The 22,140-nt window shown below is 73.0% G+C and carries 17 protein-coding genes; 13 read left to right on the forward strand and 4 right to left on the reverse strand.

Features of this window, described 5'->3' with window-relative positions:
• Window positions 1-31: 31 nt before the first annotated feature.
• Window positions 32-3,178: an FtsK/SpoIIIE domain-containing protein gene (locus tag D1350_RS05185; RefSeq protein WP_125774537.1), complete on the forward strand. Its 3,147-nt coding sequence runs from the start codon at window positions 32-34 to the stop codon at window positions 3,176-3,178.
• Between the two features lie 29 nt (window positions 3,179-3,207).
• On the opposite strand, the gene D1350_RS24295 is transcribed toward D1350_RS05185, so the two are convergent.
• Complete coding sequence (locus tag D1350_RS24295) at window positions 3,208-4,917, reverse strand: HNH endonuclease signature motif containing protein (RefSeq protein WP_240643888.1); 1,710 nt, start codon at window positions 4,915-4,917, stop codon at window positions 3,208-3,210.
• 183 nt (window positions 4,918-5,100) lie between these two features.
• Entirely contained in the window at window positions 5,101-5,454 is a 354-nt protein-coding gene (locus D1350_RS05195) for a hypothetical protein (protein ID WP_125774539.1), read from the reverse strand.
• Window positions 5,455-5,830: 376 nt separating this feature from the next.
• On the opposite strand from D1350_RS05195, the gene D1350_RS05200 reads away from it, so the two are divergent.
• On the forward strand, window positions 5,831-6,079 hold the full coding sequence (locus tag D1350_RS05200) for a WhiB family transcriptional regulator (RefSeq protein ID WP_125774843.1): 249 nt from the start codon (window positions 5,831-5,833) through the stop codon (window positions 6,077-6,079).
• Between the two features lie 64 nt (window positions 6,080-6,143).
• Here D1350_RS05200 and D1350_RS05205 read toward each other — a convergent pair whose 3' ends face one another.
• Complete coding sequence (locus tag D1350_RS05205) at window positions 6,144-7,619, reverse strand: sensor histidine kinase (RefSeq protein WP_125774845.1); 1,476 nt, start codon at window positions 7,617-7,619, stop codon at window positions 6,144-6,146.
• A gap of 167 nt (window positions 7,620-7,786) precedes the next feature.
• On the opposite strand from D1350_RS05205, the gene D1350_RS05210 reads away from it, so the two are divergent.
• The 6 genes from D1350_RS05210 to D1350_RS05235 all read left to right on the forward strand — a co-directional run bounded on the left by D1350_RS05210 (window position 7,787) and on the right by D1350_RS05235 (window position 14,607).
• A complete protein-coding gene (locus D1350_RS05210) occupies window positions 7,787-8,329 on the forward strand; it encodes a DUF2505 domain-containing protein (protein ID WP_125774541.1) in 543 nt (180 codons plus the stop codon).
• A 224-nt stretch (window positions 8,330-8,553) separates the two neighbouring features.
• Window positions 8,554-9,867: an ABC transporter substrate-binding protein gene (locus D1350_RS05215; protein ID WP_125774543.1), complete on the forward strand. Its 1,314-nt coding sequence runs from the start codon at window positions 8,554-8,556 to the stop codon at window positions 9,865-9,867.
• Between the two features lie 138 nt (window positions 9,868-10,005).
• Window positions 10,006-11,127, forward strand: coding sequence for a carbohydrate ABC transporter permease (locus D1350_RS05220; protein WP_125774545.1), 1,122 nt, complete (start codon window positions 10,006-10,008; stop codon window positions 11,125-11,127).
• On the forward strand, window positions 11,124-12,053 hold the full coding sequence (locus D1350_RS05225) for a carbohydrate ABC transporter permease (RefSeq protein WP_125774547.1): 930 nt from the start codon (window positions 11,124-11,126) through the stop codon (window positions 12,051-12,053). Before D1350_RS05220 ends, D1350_RS05225 begins: the two co-directional genes overlap by 4 nt.
• On the forward strand, window positions 12,050-13,600 hold the full coding sequence (locus D1350_RS05230) for a GH1 family beta-glucosidase (protein ID WP_125774549.1): 1,551 nt from the start codon (window positions 12,050-12,052) through the stop codon (window positions 13,598-13,600). Before D1350_RS05225 ends, D1350_RS05230 begins: the two co-directional genes overlap by 4 nt.
• A complete protein-coding gene (locus D1350_RS05235; protein WP_125774551.1) occupies window positions 13,597-14,607 on the forward strand; it encodes a LacI family DNA-binding transcriptional regulator in 1,011 nt (336 codons plus the stop codon). Before D1350_RS05230 ends, D1350_RS05235 begins: the two co-directional genes overlap by 4 nt.
• A 139-nt stretch (window positions 14,608-14,746) precedes the next feature.
• On the opposite strand, the gene D1350_RS05240 is transcribed toward D1350_RS05235, so the two are convergent.
• A complete protein-coding gene (locus D1350_RS05240; RefSeq protein WP_125774553.1) occupies window positions 14,747-18,238 on the reverse strand; it encodes a bifunctional proline dehydrogenase/L-glutamate gamma-semialdehyde dehydrogenase in 3,492 nt (1,163 codons plus the stop codon).
• A gap of 53 nt (window positions 18,239-18,291) precedes the next feature.
• On the opposite strand from D1350_RS05240, the gene D1350_RS05245 reads away from it, so the two are divergent.
• The 5 genes from D1350_RS05245 (at window position 18,292) to D1350_RS05265 (ending at window position 21,987) form a co-directional block, all read left to right on the forward strand.
• Window positions 18,292-19,065, forward strand: a complete 774-nt coding sequence (locus D1350_RS05245; protein ID WP_125774555.1) for a helix-turn-helix domain-containing protein — start codon at window positions 18,292-18,294, stop codon at window positions 19,063-19,065.
• Window positions 19,066-19,162: 97 nt separating this feature from the next.
• Window positions 19,163-19,423 (forward strand): type II toxin-antitoxin system Phd/YefM family antitoxin, encoded by a 261-nt coding sequence (locus tag D1350_RS05250; RefSeq protein ID WP_206074424.1) that lies wholly within the window; start codon window positions 19,163-19,165, stop codon window positions 19,421-19,423.
• Window positions 19,420-19,824: a type II toxin-antitoxin system VapC family toxin gene (locus tag D1350_RS05255; protein WP_164545033.1), complete on the forward strand. Its 405-nt coding sequence runs from the start codon at window positions 19,420-19,422 to the stop codon at window positions 19,822-19,824. Before D1350_RS05250 ends, D1350_RS05255 begins: the two co-directional genes overlap by 4 nt.
• A gap of 153 nt (window positions 19,825-19,977) precedes the next feature.
• The gene (locus D1350_RS05260; RefSeq protein ID WP_125774559.1) at window positions 19,978-20,580 is read left to right on the forward strand and encodes a biotin transporter BioY; all 603 of its coding nucleotides are present in this window, start codon (window positions 19,978-19,980) and stop codon (window positions 20,578-20,580) included.
• A 114-nt stretch (window positions 20,581-20,694) separates the two neighbouring features.
• Window positions 20,695-21,987: a Glu/Leu/Phe/Val family dehydrogenase gene (locus D1350_RS05265; protein WP_240643889.1), complete on the forward strand. Its 1,293-nt coding sequence runs from the start codon at window positions 20,695-20,697 to the stop codon at window positions 21,985-21,987.
• The last annotated feature ends 153 nt before the right edge of the window (window positions 21,988-22,140 follow it).

Raw genomic sequence — 22,140 nt, forward strand, 5'->3', positions numbered from 1 at the left:
GCGACCCCCGTCGCCGTCGCACCGTGGGGGCGTGACCCCGGAACCCGTCCGCATGACCCTCCATCCCGGCGAGGACCTCCTCGTGCGCGCCGGGGCGCCCCTCGGGGACCTGCGCCCCGCGCTCGCCGCCCTCGCACGCCGGCCGGAGCTGCGGCACGCACCGTTGCACGTCGACGGCACCGCCCTCACGGACGCCCGGCGCGTCGGCGAGGTCCCGCTCCTGCCGGGCGCCACGCTCACCACGAGCACCCGGACGGACCCCGCGTGGCGACGGGAGGAAGAGGCCGTCCGCGCGCGGTGGGTGGTCGCGACCATGACGGGCCCGTCCGCCGGAGAACTCTCCCCCACCACGGCCCTCGGGGCGCTCCTCTGCCGGGTGGCTCGCGGCCGGGACGTCGTCGTGCGGCGTCCGGGCGGTCTCGCCCGCTGGCTCACGCCGCCCCCGGCGGCCGGTCCGGGACCGTCCGGCGTCCTCCTGCCACTCCTGCCCGTGGTGGCCTCGCTCGGCCTCGCCGCTGCACTGCGGCAGCCCGCGCTCGCCCTCTTCGCGCTCGTCGGCCTGGTCACGGCCCTCCCCCAGCTCCTGGCTGCCCGGCGGCGCCGCGCCGCCGCCCCCATCGCACGCTCCGCCGGGCTCGGCGAGGCCCGGTCGGCGGGCACGGAACCGTGGGGCGGCGCAGCGGTCGAAGCGCCCCGGATCCTGCCCGGCCCCGCAGGCCTCATGGCGTTCGCCGTCGCGGCCCAGAACGCCTCCCCGGGCGCCTGGGCCGCGGCGACGGGACCCGGCGCCACCGGTCACCGACGGACCGCGACCCGACCGCACCCCGGGCCCGACCACCGGCCCGGGTCCCCGGGCCGGCTGGCGCGCACCCTCCTCTCGGACGGGGCTCTCGCGGTCCACGGGCTGCCGGAGGACGCTCGCGCCCTGGCACGGGCCGTGGTCGCCGAGCTCGCCGCGCAGTCGGTCCCCGTGCGGGTCGCCGGCCGCGGCGCCGCGGCCTGGACCTGGTATCGCTGGCTGCCGGGGGCGTGGGCGGGCGGTCGTGAGCCCGAGCCGCGCGGCATCCTCGTCGTGGATACCGACGGCTCCCTCGCGGACGTGGCGCTCGCCGACCGCGCAGCGCGAGCAGGCGGCGGGGTCCTCCTGTGCCACACCCGAGCGGCCGACGCCGGGGCGGGGACCGCCCGGACGACGCCTCGCCTGTCCGGCTGGTGCCCCACAGAGGCCCATGTGAGCGGCGGCGTCCTGCGGGTCCACGGCCCCGACGGCACGGTGGTGGGCCCTGCTGCGGGGGTGAGCGCCGAGTGGGCAGAACGCCTGGCCCGGCGGCTGGCGTCGGCAGCCTGGCTCGGCCGGTTCCCGGCCGGCCCCGACCCGACGCCGGAGGTGCTGGACGGGACCCCGGCCACCGACCCGCGCCTGCCGCGCGTCGTGCCCCTCACCGCGCTCCATCCGTACGGTCCCCGCCCCGACGCCGGCCAGATCGCCTCCCGCTGGGCAGCGGGACCGGACTGGGCCGTGCCGCTCGGGGTGTCGGCCGACGGCGTCGTCCACCTCGATCTCGTGGCCGACGGACCGCACCTCCTCGTCGCCGGCACCACGGGCTCCGGCAAGTCCGAGCTGCTGCAGTCGCTCGTGCTCGGGCTCGCCCTGCGCCGCTCACCCGCCGATCTCTCCCTCGTCCTGGTCGACTTCAAGGGCGGGGCGAGCCTGGGCTCCTGCACCGGGCTGCCGCACGTCGTCGGTCAGGTGACAGACCTCGACCCAGGTCTCGCGGGCCGGGCCCTCACCGGCCTGCGCGCCGAGCTGCGGCGGCGCGAGACGGTGCTCGCCGCGCACGGAGCCGCGGACGTCGCTCACCTGCCGCGCGGCGTCCTGCCGCGCCTCGTCGTGGTCATCGACGAGTTCCGCGCGCTCGCCGAGGACCTGCCGGAGTTCCTCCCCGGCCTCCTGCGCGCCGCGTCCCAGGGCAGGTCCCTCGGAGTGCACCTCGTGCTCGCCACCCAGCGTCCCGCAGGTGCGGTGAGCGCCGAGCTCCGGGCGAACGTCGGGGCGCGGCTGGCGCTCCGCGTGGTCGACGCTCTCGAGTCACGCGACATCGTGGAGTCGCCGCTCGCCGCGCAGATCCCCGTCGACCTGCCAGGGCGCGCGGTCCTCCGGCTCGGCTCCGCCGCGCCGGTCGTGCTCCAGTGCGCGCGGGCGGGAGGGCGTCCGTGGGCAGAGCCGGAGCTCGTCCGACGGGCCCCGGTGTGGCCGCCGGCCCGCGGGCAGGGGGACCCTGCGGCACCTGGGGCCGGTGGAGCCGGGACAGGCGGTGGAACGGGCACAAGCGGTAGGGCCGGTGCGGCAGGTGGCCGGCTGGACGTCGCGGTGCACCCTGATGACCGCACGGCCCCGGACCCCGACATCGCCGACGAGATCGTGGCCGCCGTCAGGCGCGCGACCGCCAGGCTTGGGCACGTGGCCGGTCCGCCGCCCTGGCTGCCCGCGCTCCCCCTGCTGGCCCGCACGACCGACCTGCCCGCTTCGCCGCCGGGCAGCATCGTTCTGGCTCTGGGCGAGGTGCCCGCGCAGCAGCGCCGGGTGGCCGTGGCCTGGGACCCTTGGGGCGGGCACCTCGCCGTGGTGGGCAGGCCGCGATCAGGTCGCACCACGGCGCTGGTGGCCGTGGCGGCCGCCGCGCTGGACACTGGACAGCACGTCCAGGTGGTGGTCGCGAACGCCAGGGACGCCACGGCGTTCAACGGTCTCGCCGGTCACCCACGCCTCGGCACGCTGACCGGACCGTACGAGCCGGGGCGGCTCGCCGACCTGCTGTGGTCGCTCGCCGACCCGTCCGGCACGGGCACGGGCACGGGCACGGGCACGGGCACGACTGTCGTGGTCGTGGACGGGGTCGAGGCCGTGCGCGCGGCGCTGGGCTCCGCGCCGTTCGGCAAGGACCCGCTGCTCGCCGCACTGACCGGTGGCGCCGCGTTCGCCCTGAGCTCGGACGGGGCGGGGCTCGGCGGGCTGGGCTCCCGGGTTGGCCCACGACTCATCCTGCTCTCGGGCGACCGGGCGGGGAACCTGTCGCTCGGCGCACCCTCGGCGTACGCGGGGGCAGGCGGTCCACCGGGGCGCGGCGTCTGGCTCGACCGTGACGAGCCGGTGCTCTGCCAGGTGCTGTCGCCGTGAGAGCGACGCCGGCGCCACAGGAGCGCCCGTCAGAACGGCGGGTCGCTCAGGTCGTGCTCGGGCGGCGGCTCCGGCAGCACGTCGGTCAGCGCTGCGCATGTCCGAGAGACCGTGCGCACGACGGCACTCCCCGGGACCGTCGTGTACCGGTGACCCGCAGGCGACGTCCAGTCGAGCACGCCGCCGCCCGTGTGCCGCACGCTCCAGGCGGTCCGGTGCTTGAGCGTGTGGTGAGCACGGCAGAGGTGAGCCAGGTTGTCGGCCGCTGTACGCCCGCCGGCGGCCCAGTCGGTCGTGTGGTCCACGTCACAGCGCACGGCGGCACGGGCACACCCCGGGAACCTGCACGTGACGTCGCGCACCCGGAGCCATTCCCGTAGGTCGGCCGGCACCACGTAGGAGTCCCGACCGACCGACAGCACAGCGCCCGACTCCGGATGGGTCAGGAGTCGCTTGAAGCTCGGCGCCCAGGCCGCCAGGGCACGAGCCGTGTCCGGATCGATGGGACTGTGCCCATCGAGACTCCCCGGTGTGGATCCGCCCAAGAGCGTGGTCGCGGGCACGGTCACCTGGACGTGCGGTCGCACCGCTCGGGCCAGGCGCGCGAGGAACTGCGGTGAGTCGGTCTCGCCGGGCGCGAACCGAACCGGATCCTCGGGGGCCGCCGTGACCTCAGACGTGCAGGCCTCCCCCGCAACGGGCTCTCCGGCCGCGTGGGGATCGTCGGCCGCGTGGGGATCGTCCGCGCCTGCCGGAAGGGCTACGTCTGTTGCGACCTCTTCTGCGGCACCGGGCTCCGCCACGACCACTTCCGTGGCATCACCGTCCGCACCACCGTCGACCGCCGCGTTCGGGGCGGCACTCTCGTCCGACCCGAGCGGTCCGGTCACGGTTGCCGCCCCGAACCGGTCGAGCGTCCCGTCGTCGAGCAGCAGGTCGGTGAGCGTGTCGGCACGCAGCTGCGCCAGCGTGCGGGGGTCGCCGTCCGTCCCTGCCGCGCGGCCCGTCTGGGTGAGCCGGTCGTGAATCGCGTGGGCGGCTGTCGTGGTCAGCAGCGCGGTCAGGGTCGCCATGCCATCCGGAGCCGGGTCTACCCACACTCCGCGCCGGGCGGTGGCGTCCGCGTGGCGCACCTCGAGTGGGACCGGGTGGATCAGATCGCGAACCTGCCGCACGCGATGCCGAAAGTCGGACAGAGAGCGGGTCGGGGCGCCGGGCAGCACCGTGCGCTCGACTGCCGCCACCTCGCCCGGCGGGAGATCGGCCACCTCGTCGGCGAACGCACGAGCGTGCCGCTCCGACAGCTCCCCGTCCAGCACGGCCGCGAGCGTGGCGGGCGCCCTCCCCGTGAGCAGCTCCGCGTCGGCAAGCAGTCCCTGAGCGGTGCGCGGACCGACGCCCAGCGCGTTCTTGGTCTCCTCGACCAGCGCGCGACGCGCCAGGTCAGCGGCCCGCCCCGGGTCGAGCTCACGCAACCGTGGAGAGTCCGCGGCCAGCACCTGGTCCTCCAGGCGCACGGCGATGCGCCGAGCCCGCTCGACGGCGACCAGCAGGTGGCCGCCCAGCGTGTTGATCCGCCGTTGGACGGCCACCATCTCCGCGACCGCCGCGTGCAGGTCCTCGAGGCGTGGCTGCGCGGCAACCTCAGCCAGGCGCGCGACATCGGCCGACCGGTACGCCTCAGGCTGCTCCTGCGACATCACCGACGGAGCGAGAAGGCTGCCGGGCGGGATCGTCATAGAATAAATTCTCCCACCGACAACCACGAACCGCTCGCACAGGCGTACGATTTCTGCTGTCCGCAGAAGGGTCGGAACGCCACCGAGGGCATTCTGGGAAATCAGCCCAAAAGCGGAAGTTCGGCGGGTGTCGGTGCCCGGCGGGTGTCAGTGCTAGGCCCAGCACATCAGCCCCGCCGGTCGTCAGTGGCCGGCCCCGTGACCCGTCGTCGCCTCCGTCACCGGCCGGCTCACCAGCAGGACCACGACCGCCACGGCCAGCACCAGGGCAAACACACCGGCAAGGACGCCCCACCGCACTCCGCTGCCGACCGCGGCGATGCCACCGAGGATCTGGAAGAGCTGCCACGTCATGATGACGCCCCGAGCGCCCCGGCTCCCCCGGGCCAGAGCCCGCCCGGCGGCCACGAGCGCCCAGGCCGCCCCGGCGGCGCAGACCATCAGGAAGATGCTGACGCCGGCCGACTGGGATCCTCCCGAGAACAGCTCGACGAGGAGCACCACCGCAAACACCGAGAGCGCTCCCGCCTCTACCATGAGAAGGGCGCGGAGGGAACGGATCAATCGCGAAGGTGTTGGTGCGGATTGGCTGTCTGGTCCAGGCATGACGCACCAGGATAGCGATGATCTGGGCTTTCACAATAGTGTGACGGATACCTCACGGGACATCTCGAAGAAACTTTGCCGTAACCCCTTGTGCGACGCTTCACGAGGTGTGAATCTTGATGGAGCAATCCCACACCACCCCCCGAACAAACCCGCGTCCACGACCGCACCGACCCCCGGCAACAACGTTTTCGATCCAGTCCTGCGCCCCCAGAACGCACGACTGACGATGCCGGCGAAGGGTCCGTGGCGGCCTAGGACCCCCCACAGGACGACGGGCCCGTTCCTTCTTAGGAGTATGCGAACCATGGACTGGCGCCACCGCGCGGCATGCCTCGACGAGGACCCCGAGCTCTTCTTCCCCATCGGCAACACGGGCCCTGCCCTCCTGCAGATAGAGGAAGCCAAGGCCGTGTGTCGCCGTTGCGAGGTTGTCGACACCTGTCTCAAGTGGGCCATCGACTCCGGGCAGGACGCCGGAGTATGGGGCGGCATGAGCGAGGACGAGCGTCGCGCTCTCAAGCGTCGCACCGCCCGCGCACGTCGCGCCGGCTGACCCGCCTCACCCCTTCAGGACCCCCTCAGGCCCGAGCTCCCCTGGCGCTCGGGCCTGAGTCGTGTCACGGCATCAGCCCGCTGCTCGCCCCGTCGCGCAGCATGAGCTCCAGCACCACCTCGGTGCCGCCGCCCTCCCGCACGTCCCACGTGATGGTGCCGCCGAGCTCGTTGGTGACGAGGGTCCGCACGATCTGCGTGCCGAGGCCGCTCCCGGGCCCGCGCCCCTCGGTGAGGCCCACGCCGTCGTCGGCCACCACGACCCGCAGGGCGGAGCCCTGCCGCTCCACGCCGATCTCGACGGTGCCGCTGGCCTTGCCCCGGAACCCGTGCTCCACCGCGTTGGTGACGAGCTCGGTGAGCACGAGGGCGAGCGGCGTGGCGTCCTGGGCGGGCACGAGCCCGAAGGAGCCCGTCCGCACGGTGCGCACGCTGGTGCCCGCCGAGGCGACGTCGGCAGTGAGGCGGAGCGCCCGGCCCACCATGTCGTCGAGCTCCACGGACTCGTCGAGCGTCTGGGACAGGCTCTCGTGGACCAGCGCGATGGTCGCGACGCGCCGCATGGCCTCCTCGAGCGCGGCCCGCGCCTCGGGGAGGTCCATGCGCCGCGCCTGGAGGCGCAGCAGAGCGGCCACCGTCTGGAGGTTGTTCTTCACCCGGTGGTGGATCTCGCGGATCGTCGCGTCCTTGGTGATCAGCTCCCGCTCGCGGCGGCGCAGCTCCGACACGTCGCGGCAGAGCAGGACGGCACCGATCCGCTGCCCGTGGTCCGTGAGCGGGAGGGCGCGCAGCGAGAGCGCCACCCCGCGCGCCTCCACGTCGGTGCGCCAGGGCGCGCGCCCCATCACCACCAGCGGCAGCGACTCGTCGACGGGGTTCTTCTGGTTCTCCAGCAGGTCAGCCGTGACCTCGACGAGCGACTGGCCCACGAGGGGCCCGATCACGCCGAGGCGGTGGAAGCACGACAGCGCGTTCGGCGACGCGTACAGGACCTCGCCCTCGGAGTTGAGGCGGATCAGCCCGTCACCCACGCGCGGCGCGCCGCGGCGCGGGCCGGTCGCCGCGTTGGGCGACGGGAACTCGCCGCGGGCGATCATCGCCATGAGGTCGTCGGCGGCCTCGACATAGTTGAGCTCGAGCCGGGACGGGGTGCGCCCGGAACCCAGGTTGGTCTGCCGGGCGACGACGGCGATCGGCTTGTCCTTGTTCACCACCGGGACGGCTTCCTCGCGCACCGCGTACGCGCCGAACCAGCGCGGCTCGCGCGACCTCTGCGCCCGCGCCTCGTCGAGGGCGCGGGCAAGCTGTGGGCGCTGCCCCTCGGGAGCGAGCGAGCCCACGATGTCGTCGTAGTGGACGGTCGCCCCGGTCGAGGGGCGGCACTGCGCGATGGCCACGAAGCTGCCGTCGGGGGTGGGCAGCCAGAGCACGAGGTCGGCGAAGGCGAGGTCGGAGACGACCTGCCAGTCACCCACGAGCAGGTGGAGCCATTCCACGTCTGCCGGCTCGAGCTCGGCGTGCTGGGCGATCAGGTCACTCATGGCGGACACCCGCCCAGCCTAGAGGCCGCGCGGGGACGTGGCGCCGTGGCGGCCACGCCCTGGGAACCGACGGGGTCCGCCGGACGTCGTACCCGCCGGACGAGCCATCCACCGCCCGCGGGGCCCAGGTTAGAGTTCACACCACCGGTACGCCACGAGGAGAGCCCGTGCACCTGACCGTCGAACTGACGTTTCCCGCGACCCTCGACGACGTCTCGGCGATGCTCGCCGACGAGGAGTTCGTCCGCTGGCGCGCCCGCCGCACGGCGGGCACCGACACCGTCGAGCAGGCGGACGTGACGGGCTCCGTCGAGTCCGGGTTCACGGTGGTGGTCCGCCGCACGTTCTCGACCGACCAGATCCCCGTGCAGGCCCGCCCCTTCGTGGGCGACGAGCTGGAGATCCGGCAGGCGGAGGCCTGGGAGGCCGCCGCGGGCGGCCGCCGGGTGGGCTCGGTGGCCATGGAGATCCTCGGCGCCCCGGTCCGCGTGGTGGGCACCATGGCCCTCGAGCCGCTGCCCGACGGCGGCACGCGCCTCGCGTACTCGGGTGACGTCACGGCGTCGGTCCCCTTGTTCGGAGGCGTGGTCGAGGAGGCCGCGGCGAGCGCCGTGCGCGGCACCCTGGAGGCGGAGGCGGAGGCTGGACGGGCCTGGCTGGCCGGCGACCGAGACAGGCCAAACGGCGATATGCCGGACATCCGCTCGTAACGATCGGGTCACGTCTTTGCCCTCGAAACGCTCGTGACCAGGGACGTTATGGTCCCGAGACCATGACGAGCGGGTGATCCAGGCCTCAGATGGGTTGACGCGCCCTTGCAGAGGGGGGCACCATCTGAGCACGCTATGGAAGCGCTACCACCACGTTGTGGGAGCGCAACCACACGAACGAGACGCGTCAGCTCCGACACGTCCTGAAGACAAGGGAGTCACCCGTGCTGAGCAGCACCCGACCCACCCGCCGGCGCGCTCTCGCTGCGTCCGCCGGCATCGCCACCCTCGCCCTCGCCCTCACCGCGTGCGGCGGCCCGAGCGAAGGCGACGACACCGTCGAGGGCGAGGACATCACCCTCACCGTCGCCACCTTCAACAACTTCGGCTACACCGACGAGCTTCTCGCTCAGTACGAGGCGGAGAACCCCGGCGTCAAGGTCGAGCAGATCGTCGCCGCGCAGTCGGGCGACGCCCGCACGAACCTCACGACCAAGCTCGCCGCGGGCGGCGACGGCCTGGCCGACATCGAGGCCATCGAGGTCGACTGGCTGCCCGAGCTCATGGAGTACCCCGAGCTCTTCGTGGACCTGACCGACCCGGAGCTCGAGGGCCGCTGGCTCGACTGGAAGGTCGAGCAGGCCACCACGCCTGACGGCGCCCTCATCGGCTACGGCACGGACATCGGCCCGGAGGCCATCTGCTACCGCCAGGACCTGTTCGAGGCAGCCGGCCTCGAGTCCGACCCGGCGGCGGTCGCCGAGCTCATCGGTGGCGAGGACGCCACCTGGGACGAGTACTTCGCCGCGGGCGAGAAGTTCGTCGCCGCGTCCGACGTCGCCTGGTACGACGCCGGCACCGCCATCGCGCAGGGCATGGTCAACCAGATCGACTTCGCGTACGAGAACGAGGACGGCACGCCGAAGGACCTCGCCACCAACGACGAGATCAAGGACATCTACGACACGATCACGGCCCAGTCGGCCAAGGGTCTGTCCGCTGGTCTCGGCCAGTGGAGCGACGACTGGAACGCCGCCTTCGGCAAGGGCGCCTTCGCGACCATGCTCTGCCCGTCCTGGATGACCGGGCCGATCGAGAGCAACTCCGGTGGTGTCACCGGCTGGAACGTCGCCGACGTCTTCCCCGGCGGCGGTGGCAACTGGGGCGGTTCGTTCCTCACCGTCCCGGCCTCGGGCAAGAACACCGACGCTGCCCAGAAGCTGGCCGCGTGGCTGACCGCGCCGGAGCAGCAGACGTCCGCGTTCGTCGAGGCGGGCACCTTCCCGTCGCAGCTCGAGGCCCAGGACTCCCCTGAGGTCCAGGAGTTCACGAACGAGTTCATGAACAACGCCCCGACCGGTGCCATCTTCTCGAACCGCGCCAAGGCGATCGAGAGCAACCCGTTCAAGGGCCCGAACTACTTCAACATCCACACGACGATCACCGACGCGATCACCCGCGTCGACGTGGACAAGTCGGACGACCCCGCGGCCTCGTGGGACAAGGCGATCGAGGCCTTCCAGGCACTCGGTCTCTGACCGGCACGCTGAGGGCCACTGAGCCCTGAGCACACCCAGCGGGCCGGGCCGGTGCACTGCACCGGCCCGGCCTGCCGCTGATCCCGTCCGCGCGCTCCACGCCTCGCACCGGTGCGAGGCACGACCCAGGAAGACGACATGGCCACCCTCACATCCACGGAGCCCGTGCCAGGGCTCGGCGCCCACAGGCAACGCCCACCCCGTCGGCTCGGGTTCTCGCAGAAGCTGAGCAGGTGGGACGTCAAGGTCTCGCCGTACCTCTACATCTCGCCCTTCTTCATCCTGTTCGGGATCACCGGCCTGTTCCCGCTCGTCTACACGGCGGTCGTGTCGGTGCACGAGTGGAACCTGCTCGGCGGACAGGGCGAGTTCGTGGGCCTCCAGAACTTCGACGATGTGCTCGCGCAGGCGGTCTTCTGGAAGTCGCTCGTCAACACGTTCTCGATCTTCCTGCTGTCGTCGCTGCCGCAGCTGGTCGTCGCGATCACGATCGCGGCGCTGCTCGACCAGAACATCCGCAACGCGACGTTCTGGCGCATGGGCGTGCTCATCCCCTACGTGGTGGCACCCATCGCCGTCTCGCTCATCTTCGGACGGCTGTTCGCGGACCAGTACGGCGTGATCAACGCGATGCTCGAGCTGATCGGGCTCGAGCCCGTCCGCTGGCACTCCGACCGCCTCGCGAGCCACTTCGCCATCTCCACGATGGTGAACTTCCGCTGGACCGGCTACAACGCACTGATCTTCCTCGCAGCCATGCAGGCCGTACCCCGCGACCTGTACGAGGCGGCGACCATCGACGGGGCCGGCAGGGCCCGCCAGTTCTTCTCGGTCACCATCCCGCAGATCCGCGCCACCATCATCTTCGTCGTCATCACGGCGAGCATCGGCGGCCTGCAGATCTTCGACGAGGTGCGCCTCTACGACCAGACCGGCCTCGGCGGCGCCGACCGCCAGTGGATGACCACCGTGCTGTACATGTACGACGTCGCCTGGGGCGGCCAGCGTGACTTCGGCCGTGCCGCCGCCGTCGCCTGGATGCTCTTCCTCCTGATCGTGCTCATCGGCCTGATCAACTTCCTGGTGGCGCGCCGCATCGCGTCGTCGGGCCCGCGCGCGCCGCGCGTCAAGCGCTCCGTGACGAAGCGGCTCCTCCAGGAGGCCAAGGCTGCCGGTGCAGGCCGGCCCGGTCCGCGGGCGCCCACCAGCGGCCACGGCCCCAAGCACTCGTCCACCACCACCGACCGGAGGAACTCATGAGCTCCGTCGCCGTCATCGCACAGACCGCGGGCAAGGGAGCGGCGAAGTCCGCAGCCCGGCGCCGCCGGGCGGCCAACGACTCGCACGGCGCGGGCTCGGCCGTCCGCCGTCCGGGTTGGGTCACCTACGCCGTTCTGGGCCTGGTGCTCGTCCTCTCGGTGTTCCCGCTCTACTACACGCTGCTGCTCGGCTCGTCCGACCAGGTGTCCATCTCCCAGAGCGCCATCCCCCAGTGGCTGCCGGACCTGAGCATCCTCGAGCGGTTCAGCGAGGTGATGGCGTCGACGCAGATCAACTTCTGGCTGGCGCTGGCCAACTCGACGATCATCGCGGTGACCGTGTCCCTCGCCGTCGTGCTCTTCTCGACGCTCGCGGGCTTCTCGTTCGCCAAGCTGAACTTCAAGGGCCGTGGTCCCCTGCTCGTCTTCGTCATCGCGACGATGGCGGTCCCCACCCAGCTCGGCGTCATCCCGATGTACATCCTCATGTCGGACCTGGGCTGGGTCGGCAAGATCGAGGCGGTCATCGTGCCGTCGCTGGTCTCGGCGTTCGGCGTGTTCTGGATGACGCAGTACCTCGAGGAGGCGCTGCCGTACGAGCTCGTCGAGGCAGCCCGGGTCGACGGCGCCTCGATGTTCCGCACGTTCTGGAGCATCGCGCTCCCGGCGGCCCGTCCCGCAGCCGCCATGCTGGGCCTCTTCACCTTCGTCCAGCAGTGGACAAACTTCTTCTGGCCGGCGATCGTCCTGGGCTCTCAGAACCCGACGCTCCCGATCGCGGTGCAGAATCTACGGGCGGGCTACCACGACGACTTCTCGCTCATCATGGGCGGGGTGTTCCTCGTGACGCTGCCGCTGCTCGTCATTTTCGCCTTCGTCGGCCGACAGCTCGTCGCCGGCATCATGCAAGGAGCTGTCAAGGGATGAACACACAGACGACGGGCGGCGTGGCCCGGATCCCCGCGCCCGGAACCGCACTGCCGTTCACCCCGTCGGTACCGCGCACAGAGCCGACGGCGAACGCCACCGGCCAGGTCGCGTTCCCCACCGACTTCCTCTGGGGAGCGGCGACCGCCGCCTACCAGGTCGAGGGCGCCGCCCACGAGGACGGTCGGGAGGACTCCATCTGGGACGTCTTCGCGCACGTCCCGGGCGCCGTGCTCAACCAGGAGGACGGCGAGGTCGCCTGCGACCAGTACCACCGTTACCCGCAGGACGTCGCGCTGATGCAGGAGCTCGGCATCAAGGCGTACCGGTTCTCGACGTCCTGGGCTCGCGTCGTCCCTGGTGGCCGCACCGTCAACCAGGCCGGCATCGACTACTACTCGCGCCTCGTGGACGAGCTCCTCGGCGCGGGCATCCTGCCGTGGCTCACGCTCTACCACTGGGACCTCCCCCAGGCGATCGAGGCGGAGCAGGGCGGCTGGGCGAGTCGTGACACGGCGTACCGCTTCCGCGACTACGCTGTGACGATGCACGAGGCGCTCGGTGACCGCGTCGGCGTGTGGACCACGCTGAACGAGCCGTGGTGCGCCGCCTTCCTGGGTTACACCGGCGGACAGCACGCCCCCGGCCGGCAGTCCCGCGAGGACGGTCTCGCGGCAGCCCACCACCTCATGCTCGGCCACGGGCTCACGGTCCAGGCCCTGCGCGAGCGCGCCCCCGAGGCCAACCTGGGCATCACGCTCAACTTCGAGGTCGAGGACCCGCTGGACCCCGAGAACCCTGCGGACGTGGACGCCGCCCGCCGGCTCGACGGCGGGTTCAACCGGATCTTCGCGGACCCGGTCCTGCGGGGCGCGTACCCCGAGGACGTGCTGGCCGACGTGGCCGAGTACGGCCTCGAGAAGTACATCCAGGACGGCGACCTGGAGATCATCTCCACGCCGATCGACTCGCTGGGTGTGAACTACTACCACGGCAACGCGGTGTCGGCCACGCCCCCGGTGACGAGCCTCGAGGGCGGCGCCCCGGTGACCCGTCCGTCGTCGTCCCCGTTCCCCGGCGGCGACGGCGCGTACACGCACCCGCGTGGCCTCCCGATCACGGACCAGAACTGGGAGGTCCAGCCCGAGGGCCTGACCCGGCTCCTCCTGCGCCTGCAGGAGGACTACACGGGCCCCCGCGGCATCGCGCTGTACGTCACGGAGAACGGCTGCGCCTACGACGACGTCGCGGACGAGAACGGCTTCGTCCAGGACGACCGCCGGGTCGAGTTCATCGACGTGCACCTGCGGGCGATCAAGGACGCGATCGACGAGGGCGCCGACGTGCGCGGCTACTTCGGCTGGTCGCTGCTCGACAACTACGAGTGGGCGTGGGGCTACGGCAAGCGGTTCGGTCTGGTCCGCGTGGACTACGAGACCCAGGACCGCACCGTGAAGGCGTCCGGCCTCTGGTACGGCGGCGTGGCCACCGAGAACTCGGTGCCGCCGCTGGCCAACCCCGCCATCGAGGCGGTCGCTGCGGAGTGACGAACAGCGGACCCCCCACCCTGGACGACGTCGCGCAGGCTGCCGGCGTCTCCCGGTCGACGGCGTCCCGCGCGATCAACGGCGGCCTGCGTGTCTCGCCCGAGGCGCAGGCCGCCGTGGACGACGCCGTCGCCCGGCTCGGGTATGCCCCGAACCGGGCCGCACGGTCGCTCGTCACCCGGCGTACCGACTCGATCGGACTCGTGGTCCCCGAGCCGGATGCGCGCATCCTGACCGACCCGTTCCTCGCGGGGACCCTCCGCGGGGTCAGCGACGGCCTGGCGGGGACGGAGCTGCAGCTCGTGCTGCTCCTGTCCCGCCCGGGCGAGCTTCCGGGCCAGATGGCCCGGTACCTGCGGAGCGGTCACGTCGACGGCGTCATCGTGACGTCGCACCACCGGGACGACCGGCTGGAGCCCGAGCTGGGCAGGGGCTCCCTCCCGGCGGTCTTCGTGGGGCGCCCGTTCATCGAGACCGGGCTGCACTACGTGGACGTCGACAACGTCGAGGGCGGCCGGATCGCCACGCGGCGCCTGATCTCGCGGGGCCGCAAGCGCATCGCGACGATCACCGGGCCGCTCGACATGACGGCCGGGGTGGACCGCTCCCGCGGCTGGCACGAGGAGCTCCAGAAGGCGGGGCTCCCCGACGACGCCCTCGTCGAGGGCGACTTCACGGCCGTGGGCGGCGCGGCGGCCGCCGAGCGGCTGCTCGACGCGCACCCCGACCTGGACTCGATCTTCGTGGCGTCCGACCTCATGGCGGAGGGCGTCCTCAAGGTCCTCTCCGCCCGGGGCAGGTCGGTCCCCGGTGACGTCGCGGTGGTGGGCTTCGACGACCTCGGCGTCGCCGCAGCCATGACCCCGCGCCTGACGACGGTCACCAACCCCGTGGTCCAGATGGTCGAGGCCGCGACGGGGACGCTCCTGGACCTGCTCGCAGGCAAGCGCGTCCCCGAGGCACCGCAGGTCTTCACCCCCCACCTGGTGGAGGGCGAGTCCGACTGAGGTCGGCGATCCCCCCGCCGAGGTAGTGCCTCCGTCGGACCGAGGCCACTACCTCGGCAGGGTCTCCCCGCCGAGGTAGTGCCTCCGTCCGACCGAGGCACTACCTCGGCGGCTCTGTGCGGGCGGCTCTGTGCCGGCGCTACCTCGCGTGCACGTGGCCGTAGCGGTGGGTCGTGCGGCTCACGGCCTGCTCGCGCAGCACGGTGAGCAGCTCCCGACGGCCCGACGCCAGCACCGGCCCGTCGAGCACGGTGACGGACCCGAGCCGGGTCGCGGCGGCCTCGCGCAGACCCGGGGCGTCGCCGACCACGCGGACCCGTCCCGCGACCCGGCCGTCGGCCACGGCCTCGGCGAACGCCTCGTGGGTGGTCTCGTCGCCGGAGAGCGTCACCGGCACGCCCGCGCGCCGCGCCGCCGCCACGACCCGGTCCACCTCGACCGGCAGCGCGCCGTCGGCCACGCGGACGGTCAGGCCCGGTACCGGCCGGTAGCGCAGCACGTTCGCCTCGGCACGCAGGCCCGACGGGTCGTGCTCGACGCCGAGCTCCTCGGCCCAGGCGCGTTCGTCGTCGGCCAGGGCCCAGGCCAGCCACTCCGCCGGGGCCGCGGCCCGGGACGGGACGTCGACGGCGTCGGACCAGCTGCCCAGCTGGGCCACGTAGTGGGGCCCGCCCGCCTTGGCGCCCGGGCCCACCACCGACGCCTTCCAGCCGCCGAACGGCTGGCGCCGCACGATCGCGCCGGTGATGTGGCGGTTGACGTAGGCGTTGCCCACCTGGACGCGGTCGAGCCACGTGGCGATCTCGTCGTCGTCCAGCGAGTGCAGGCCGCCCGTGAGCCCGAAGGCCACGCCGTTCTGCAGCTCGATCGCCTCGGCGAGGTTCCGGGCCGTCATGATCCCGAGGACCGGGCCGAACGCCTCCGTGAGGTGGAAGAACGAGCCCGGCCGGACGCCGTCGCGCACCCCCGGGGTCCACAGGCGGCCGGAGCCGAGCCCGGCCTCGCGGGCCTCCTCGTCGAGGCGGCGCGGCCGCACCAGCCAGGTCTCCCCCCGCTCGAGGGTGGTCAGGGCGCGCAGCAGCTTGCCCTGCGCCGGCTCGGTGAGCGGCCCCGTCGTCGTGGACAGCGAGGTGGCGGGCCCGACGGCGAGCGACCGCACCGCGTCCACGAGCTGGCGGCGGAAGCGCTCGCCGGTGGCCGACGACGGGTCGCCCACCGACCCGACGAGGATCACCAGCGAGGCGGCGGAGCACTTCTGGCCCGCGTGCCCGAACGCCGAGCGGACGACGTCGGCCACGGCGAGGTCGAGGTCGGCCGAGGGCGTCACGACGACCGCGTTCTTGCCCGACGTCTCCGCGAGCACCGTGAGCTCCGGCCGCCACGAGGCGAACATCTCGGCGGTCTCGATCGAGCCGGTCAGCACCACCCTCGCCACGTCGGGGTGGGTGACGAGGTGGCGGCCGAGGTCGCCGTCGGGCACCCGGACGAGCTGGACCACCGTGCGGGCCAGGGCCGGGTCGAGGCCGATCTCGGGCGCTACCTCGTCGAACGCCGCGTGCACGGCCTCGACGGCGACCTCCAGGCAGCGCGGGGTCGGCGGGGCGGGCTTGGCCAGCACCGCCGAGCCGGCCGCGAGCGCCGCGAGCACGCCGCCGATGGGGATGGCGACGGGGAAGTTCCACGGCGGCGTGACGAGGGTGACGCCGTCCGGCGTGAAGGTGGCGCCGGGGACGCGTTCGAGGTCGACCGCGCGCTCCGCGTAGTACGCGGCGAAGTCGACGGCCTCGCTGACCTCGGGGTCGGCCTCGGCAACGGTCTTGCCCGCCTCGTGCACCATGGCGGCGACGAGGTCGGCGCGCGCCGCCTCGAGGTGCGCGGCGGCCGAGCGCAGGACGCGGGCCCGGTCTGCCGGGGCCACCTTCGCCCAGGCGGTGCGGGCGCGGACGGCCCGGGCGACGGCGTCGTCCATCTGGTCCGTGCCGGTGAGCGGGCGGGCGAGGACGGGTACGTAGCCCGACCCGCGGCCCACGACCTGCTGCGCCCACTCGCGGTGGACGGCGACGGCGGGATCGGTGTCGGGCGCGTTGCGGAACGGGGGGTCGACAGCGTCCGGGTCGCCCGGGTGCACCGCGTCGTCCTCGGCGCGGCCTCGACGGCGCGGGGTCACGTCCTCGGGCGAGTAGTGCACCCCGTGGACGACCGAGGCCCGGAAGGCCACCTCGTGGTGGTCCATCGAGTCGTCGGCGCCAGAGAACATCCCGTGCAGGAAGTTCTGCTCGGCCGCGTTCTCCTCCAGCCTGCGCACCAGGTACGAGATCGCGACGTCGAAGTCCTCGTCCCGCACGACCGGCGTGTAGAGCACCACCCGGCCGCCGTCCTGGGCGACCTCCTCGCGGACCGCAGCCGCCTCGCCGGGCGCCATGCCCTGGAGCATCTCGATGTCGAGCGCCTCGGACACGCCGCGCTCCCGGCCGAGCAGGATCGCGAGCGCCACGTGGAAGAGGTTGTGGGAGGCCGCGCCGATGCGGACCGCGTGCGTGCGCCCGGCGTGGAGCGCGTGGTCGAGGAGCCGTACGTAGTTGGCGTCCACGTCGGGCTTGGTCGGGTAGGGCGCCTGGGGCCAGCCGTGCAGCTCGGCCTCCACCTGCTCCATCGCGAGGTTGGCGCCCTTGACGAGGCGGACCTTGATACGGGCGCCGTCGTCGGCCACGCGCTGCGTCGCGAACTCGGTGAGCCCGTCCAGGGCGCCGAGCGCGTCGGGGAGGTAGGCCTGGAGCACGATGCCGGCCTCGAGGTCGCGGAACTCGTCGCGGCCGAGGATCTCGGTGAAGACCGCGGTGGTCAGCGCGAGGTCGCGGTACTCCTCCATGTCGAGGTTGAGAAACACGCCGTGGTCGCGGGCGGCGCGGTAGAGCGGCAGCAGGCGCTCGACGACGCGGTCGCGCGAGCCGGTGAGGTCCCAGGTGACGAGCTGTGCCGCCACGGAGGAGACCTTGACGGACACGTAGTCGACGTCGGGCCGCTGGACCAGGGCGATGGTGCGCTCGAGGCGGGCGCGGGCCTCGTCCTCCCCGAGCACCGCCTCGCCGAGGAGGTTCACGTTGAGCGCGTACCCCTCGGCGCGGGTGCGGGCGAGGTGGGCGGCGAGCCCGGGGCCGGCGTCGGCCACCAGGTGGCCCACCAGCTGCTTGAGCCGGAGGCGGGCGGCCGGGACCACGACGCGCGGCAGCACCGGCGCGACGAGGGCGCCCGTGCGGAACAGCGCGCGGTCCACCGGGCTGAGGAACGAGGCTGCGCCCGCCTTGCGGCCGAGCCTGGCCAGGGCCCGCGCGGCGACGCGCGCGTCCTGGGGGCGTGCGACGTCGTCGACGAAGCCGACGGCCAGCTCCAGCCCGGCCGGGTCGGAGACGAGGGCGCCGAGGCGCGCGGCGGTGGCGTCGGCCTGGCGGTCGCGCGTGGTGGCCGGGCCGCTGCGCTCGGTGCGGATCCAGCGGCGGGCGAGCGCGACGGCGTCGTCGGCCAGCTTCTCCGCCAGGGTGTCGGTGGGGGCCGGGCCGGACGAGGCCGGGCCGGGGGCGGCGCTCGTGGCGCCTTCGGGGCCGGCGGGGTGCGCCGGGACGGTGGTGCTCATGGTTCCAGGGTGCCTCGGACCGTGCGGACTCGTCTTGTACGATCGGGCCCGCCATGACAGCGGATCCCGACAAGAGCGCGTGGCCGGAGGCCGACGCCCTCCTGGCCGCGCTCAGCCCCGCGATGGTGGGGCTGATGGACGAGCTCTCCGACGTCATGTTCTGCGCCAAGGACGCCGACGGGCGGTACGTCATCGTCAACGAGGTGTTCGTGCGCCGCACCAGCGAGCGGTCGCGGAGGCAGGTGGTCGGCCGCCGGGCGCGCGACCTGTTCGTGCCGCAGCTGGCAGAGCGGTACGAGGCCCAGGACGCCGAGGTGCTGCGCACGGGCCGGCCGCTGCGCGGCGAGCTCGAGCTGATCCGGCGGCTGGGCGGCACGCCCGGCTGGTTCCTCACGTCGAAGCTCCCCGTGCACGACGACGCCGGCCGGGCCGTGGGCATCGTGTCGCTGTCGCAGGACCTGCGGTCGGGCGACGCGGACGACACGACGATGGACGCGATGGGCCGGCTGCGCGCCGCTGTGGAGGGCGCGCTCGACGAGGGTCACGTCCTCTCCGTGGCAGAGCTGGCCGATGCCGCGGGCTGCACCTCCGCCGTGCTCGACCGCCGCGTGCGGCGCGTGTTCGGGCTCAGCCCCCGCCAGCTCGTGCTCCGGGTACGGGTGGACCGCGCGGCGCACCTGCTCACGTCGACGGCCACCCCGCTGGCCGACGTCGCCGTGGCCGCCGGGTTCTACGACCAGCCGTCGTTCACGCGGACGTTCGCGCGGCTGACCGGGGAGACGCCGTCGTCGTTCCGCCGCCGGTCGCGCCATACCGGCACGCGCTGACCGTAGCGGCAGGTGGGTCCGACTGGCGGGCTGGTGCCGACGTTGATCACTTCATTGCCGTCCACGCAAATGTGTCTACATCTGTATGATGATCGACATGAACACGGTGACGGTCGCGGAGCTCAGGCAGAACCCCACTCCCGTACTCGAGGCGGTCGAGCACGGGGAGACGTTCGTCGTGACCCGGTACCGCAAGGAGATCGCCCGGCTGGTACCGCCGGCGCGACGACGACGCGTCACCGCAGCCGAGGCGATGTCCGTCTACGAGCGCGCACCGCTGTCCGACCGGTCCTGGTCCGAGGAGGTCGCCCGCGAACGCGCGGCGGAGCTCGCACGCGACCCGTGGGATCGCGCGTGATCGCGCTCCTCGACACCAACATCCTGATCGCCGGCACGACCGCTCACGAAGTGGCGCCTGACCTTTCGGACTTCAACGACTTCCGCGTCAGTTCACTCTCTTGGCACGAGCTCACAACCGGGATGCACACCACCGGAGACCTCAGTACGTACAAGGAACGTGCCCATCGGCTCAGCACATTGCAGGCGATCTACGGCGAAGGGCTCGCCTACGACGACGACTGCGTGGACGCCTACGCCACGATCATGACCCGAGTCCTGCAGCGAGGAGGCGTGCCGAAGGCGCACCCGACAGACCGCATGATCGCGGCGACCGCCCTCGCCCACGAACTGGTCGTGGTCACCCGCGATCGGGCCGACTTCGCGATGTTCGAGGGGCTCGTCGACGTCGTCGAGCGCTGAGCGGCCGCCGGCGCTTGTCGGCGTCCCACAACCGCCGAGCCTCCTGCGTGGCCTGAGCCCTCCCGGATTGCGCGATCCCCACAACGCGCGCCCCGCAACACAGGCCGTGAGGCACGACGACGGAGCGCGCGCCCCAGGGCTAGCGTCATCGGCATGACCACGCTCGCCCTCCCGCTCTTCCCCCGCTCGAACCCGCGCCGTGTGCTGGCCGACCTGATCCCGGGTGCCCTCGCGCGCGACATCGCGCTCGTGCTCGGCGTGGCCGCGCTGACCGCGCTCGCCGCGCAGGTGCGCATCCCGGTGCCCGGCCTGCCGGTGCCCGTCACCGGCCAGACCTTCGCCGTGCTGCTCGGCGCCGCCGCCCTCGGCCCGTGGCGCGGCTCCCTCGCGCAGGTCGTCTACGTGCTCGTCGGCATGGTGGGCCTGCCCGTGTTCACGGGCGGCGAGTCGGGCGTCGACGTGGTGCTCGGCACCACGGGCGGCTACCTCGTCGGGTTCATCGTGGCCGGCTTCGTCGTGGGCGCGCTCGCCCGCCGCGGGATCGACCGCGGGGTGCTCGGGACCGTCCTCGCCTTCGCCACCGGCACCGTCGTGATCTACGCGATCGGCGTCCCGTGGCTCGCAGCGGCGTACGGGATGGGGGCCGGCGACGCCCTCGTGGCGGGCGCCGTCACCTTCCTCCCGGGCGACGCGATCAAGGCGGTCCTGGCCGGGGTGCTCCTGCCCGCGACCTGGAAGCTGACGAAGCGCGACTGACGCGCAGCCGACAGAGCACTGAACAGCACGCACCCGCGATATGTTGAGACCGAGGCGCATCATCCCGCGCCGCGCCACCGGCGCCCCACCCGGGCGCTTGCTTCCGGAGGAACCGTGACGACGACGTTCACGAGCCCCATCGAACCCACCACGTCCAGCCCGGCCGAGGGGTCCCCCCTCTCCACCGCGCACTCGCAGCTTGCCGCCGCGGTGGACATCCTGGGCTACGACGAGGGTCTGCACCGCATGCTGGCCACCCCCCGCCGCGAGATCCACGTGGCCGTCCCGCTCCGCCGGGACGACGGCGAGATCAACCTCTTCCACGGGTTCCGGGTGCAGCACAACTTCAGCCGGGGACCCGGCAAGGGCGGGCTGCGGTACCACCCCGGCGTCGACATCGACGAGGTCCGGGCCCTCGCCATGTGGATGACCTGGAAGTGCGGCGTGGTCGACCTTCCGTACGGCGGCGCCAAGGGCGGCGTCGCCATCGACCCCCGCGACTTCTCCCGGTCGGAGCTCGAGCGGGTCACCCGCCGCTACACGTCCGAGATCATGCCGATGATCGGCCCGGACACCGACATCATGGCGCCCGACATGGGCACCGACGACCAGACCATGGCGTGGGTCATGGACACCTACTCGGTCAACCGCGGGTTCACGATCCCCGCTGTCGTGACCGGCAAGCCGCTCGCCGTCGGCGGGTCGCTCGGCCGCGGGACCGCGACGAGCGCGGGCCTCGTGCACGTCACGACCGCGGCCCTCACCGAGGCAGGCGAGAAGCTCGAGGACGTGTCCGTCGCGATCCAGGGCTTCGGCAAGGTGGGCTCGCACGCGGCGGCGATCTTCGCCGACCGCGGCGCGCGCGTGGTCGCCGTGAGCGACCAGTACGGCGGTGTGCGCAACGACGACGGCCTGCACATGACGCGGCTCCTGGAGCACGTCGCGGCGACGGGATCGGTGGTCGGGTTCGACGACTCCGACCCCGTGAGCAACACCGAGCTGCTCGCGCTGCCGGTCGACGTGCTGGTCCCCGCTGCCATCGAGGGCGTGCTCGACGAGCACACCGCCGGGCACGTGCGCGCCCGGTACGTCGTCGAGGGCGCGAACGGCCCCACCACCGCCGCAGGCGACGTGCTGCTCGCCAAGAACGGCGTCACCGTGGTGCCGGACGTGCTCGCGAACGCCGGGGGCGTCGTCGTCTCCTACTTCGAGTGGGTGCAGGCGAACCAGACGTACTGGTGGACCGAGCAGGAGATCGCCGACAAGCTCGAGCACCGCATGGTGTCGGCGTACGCGGACGTGTCGGGCCTCGCCCGGCGCCAGGACGTCTCCCTGCGGGACGCGGCCCTCGTGATCGGCGTCAAGCGCGTCGCTGAGGCGCACCAGATCCGCGGGCTCTACCCGTGAGCTAGGCGGGCGCGGGCGAGCCGGCGCCCGCCGACCCCGGTGACCTGCGGGTTTGGCACGGGGCGGACGGGCGGATAATGTCCGGCGTCACACCACCGCGCCGGCGGTGCCGACGGCACCGCCGGCGTGGCTGCCCGGACGCGTGCTCGCTCC

The sequence above is a fragment of the Antribacter gilvus genome (assembly GCF_003946865.1).
GTDB lineage: Bacteria > Actinomycetota > Actinomycetes > Actinomycetales > Cellulomonadaceae > Antribacter > Antribacter gilvus.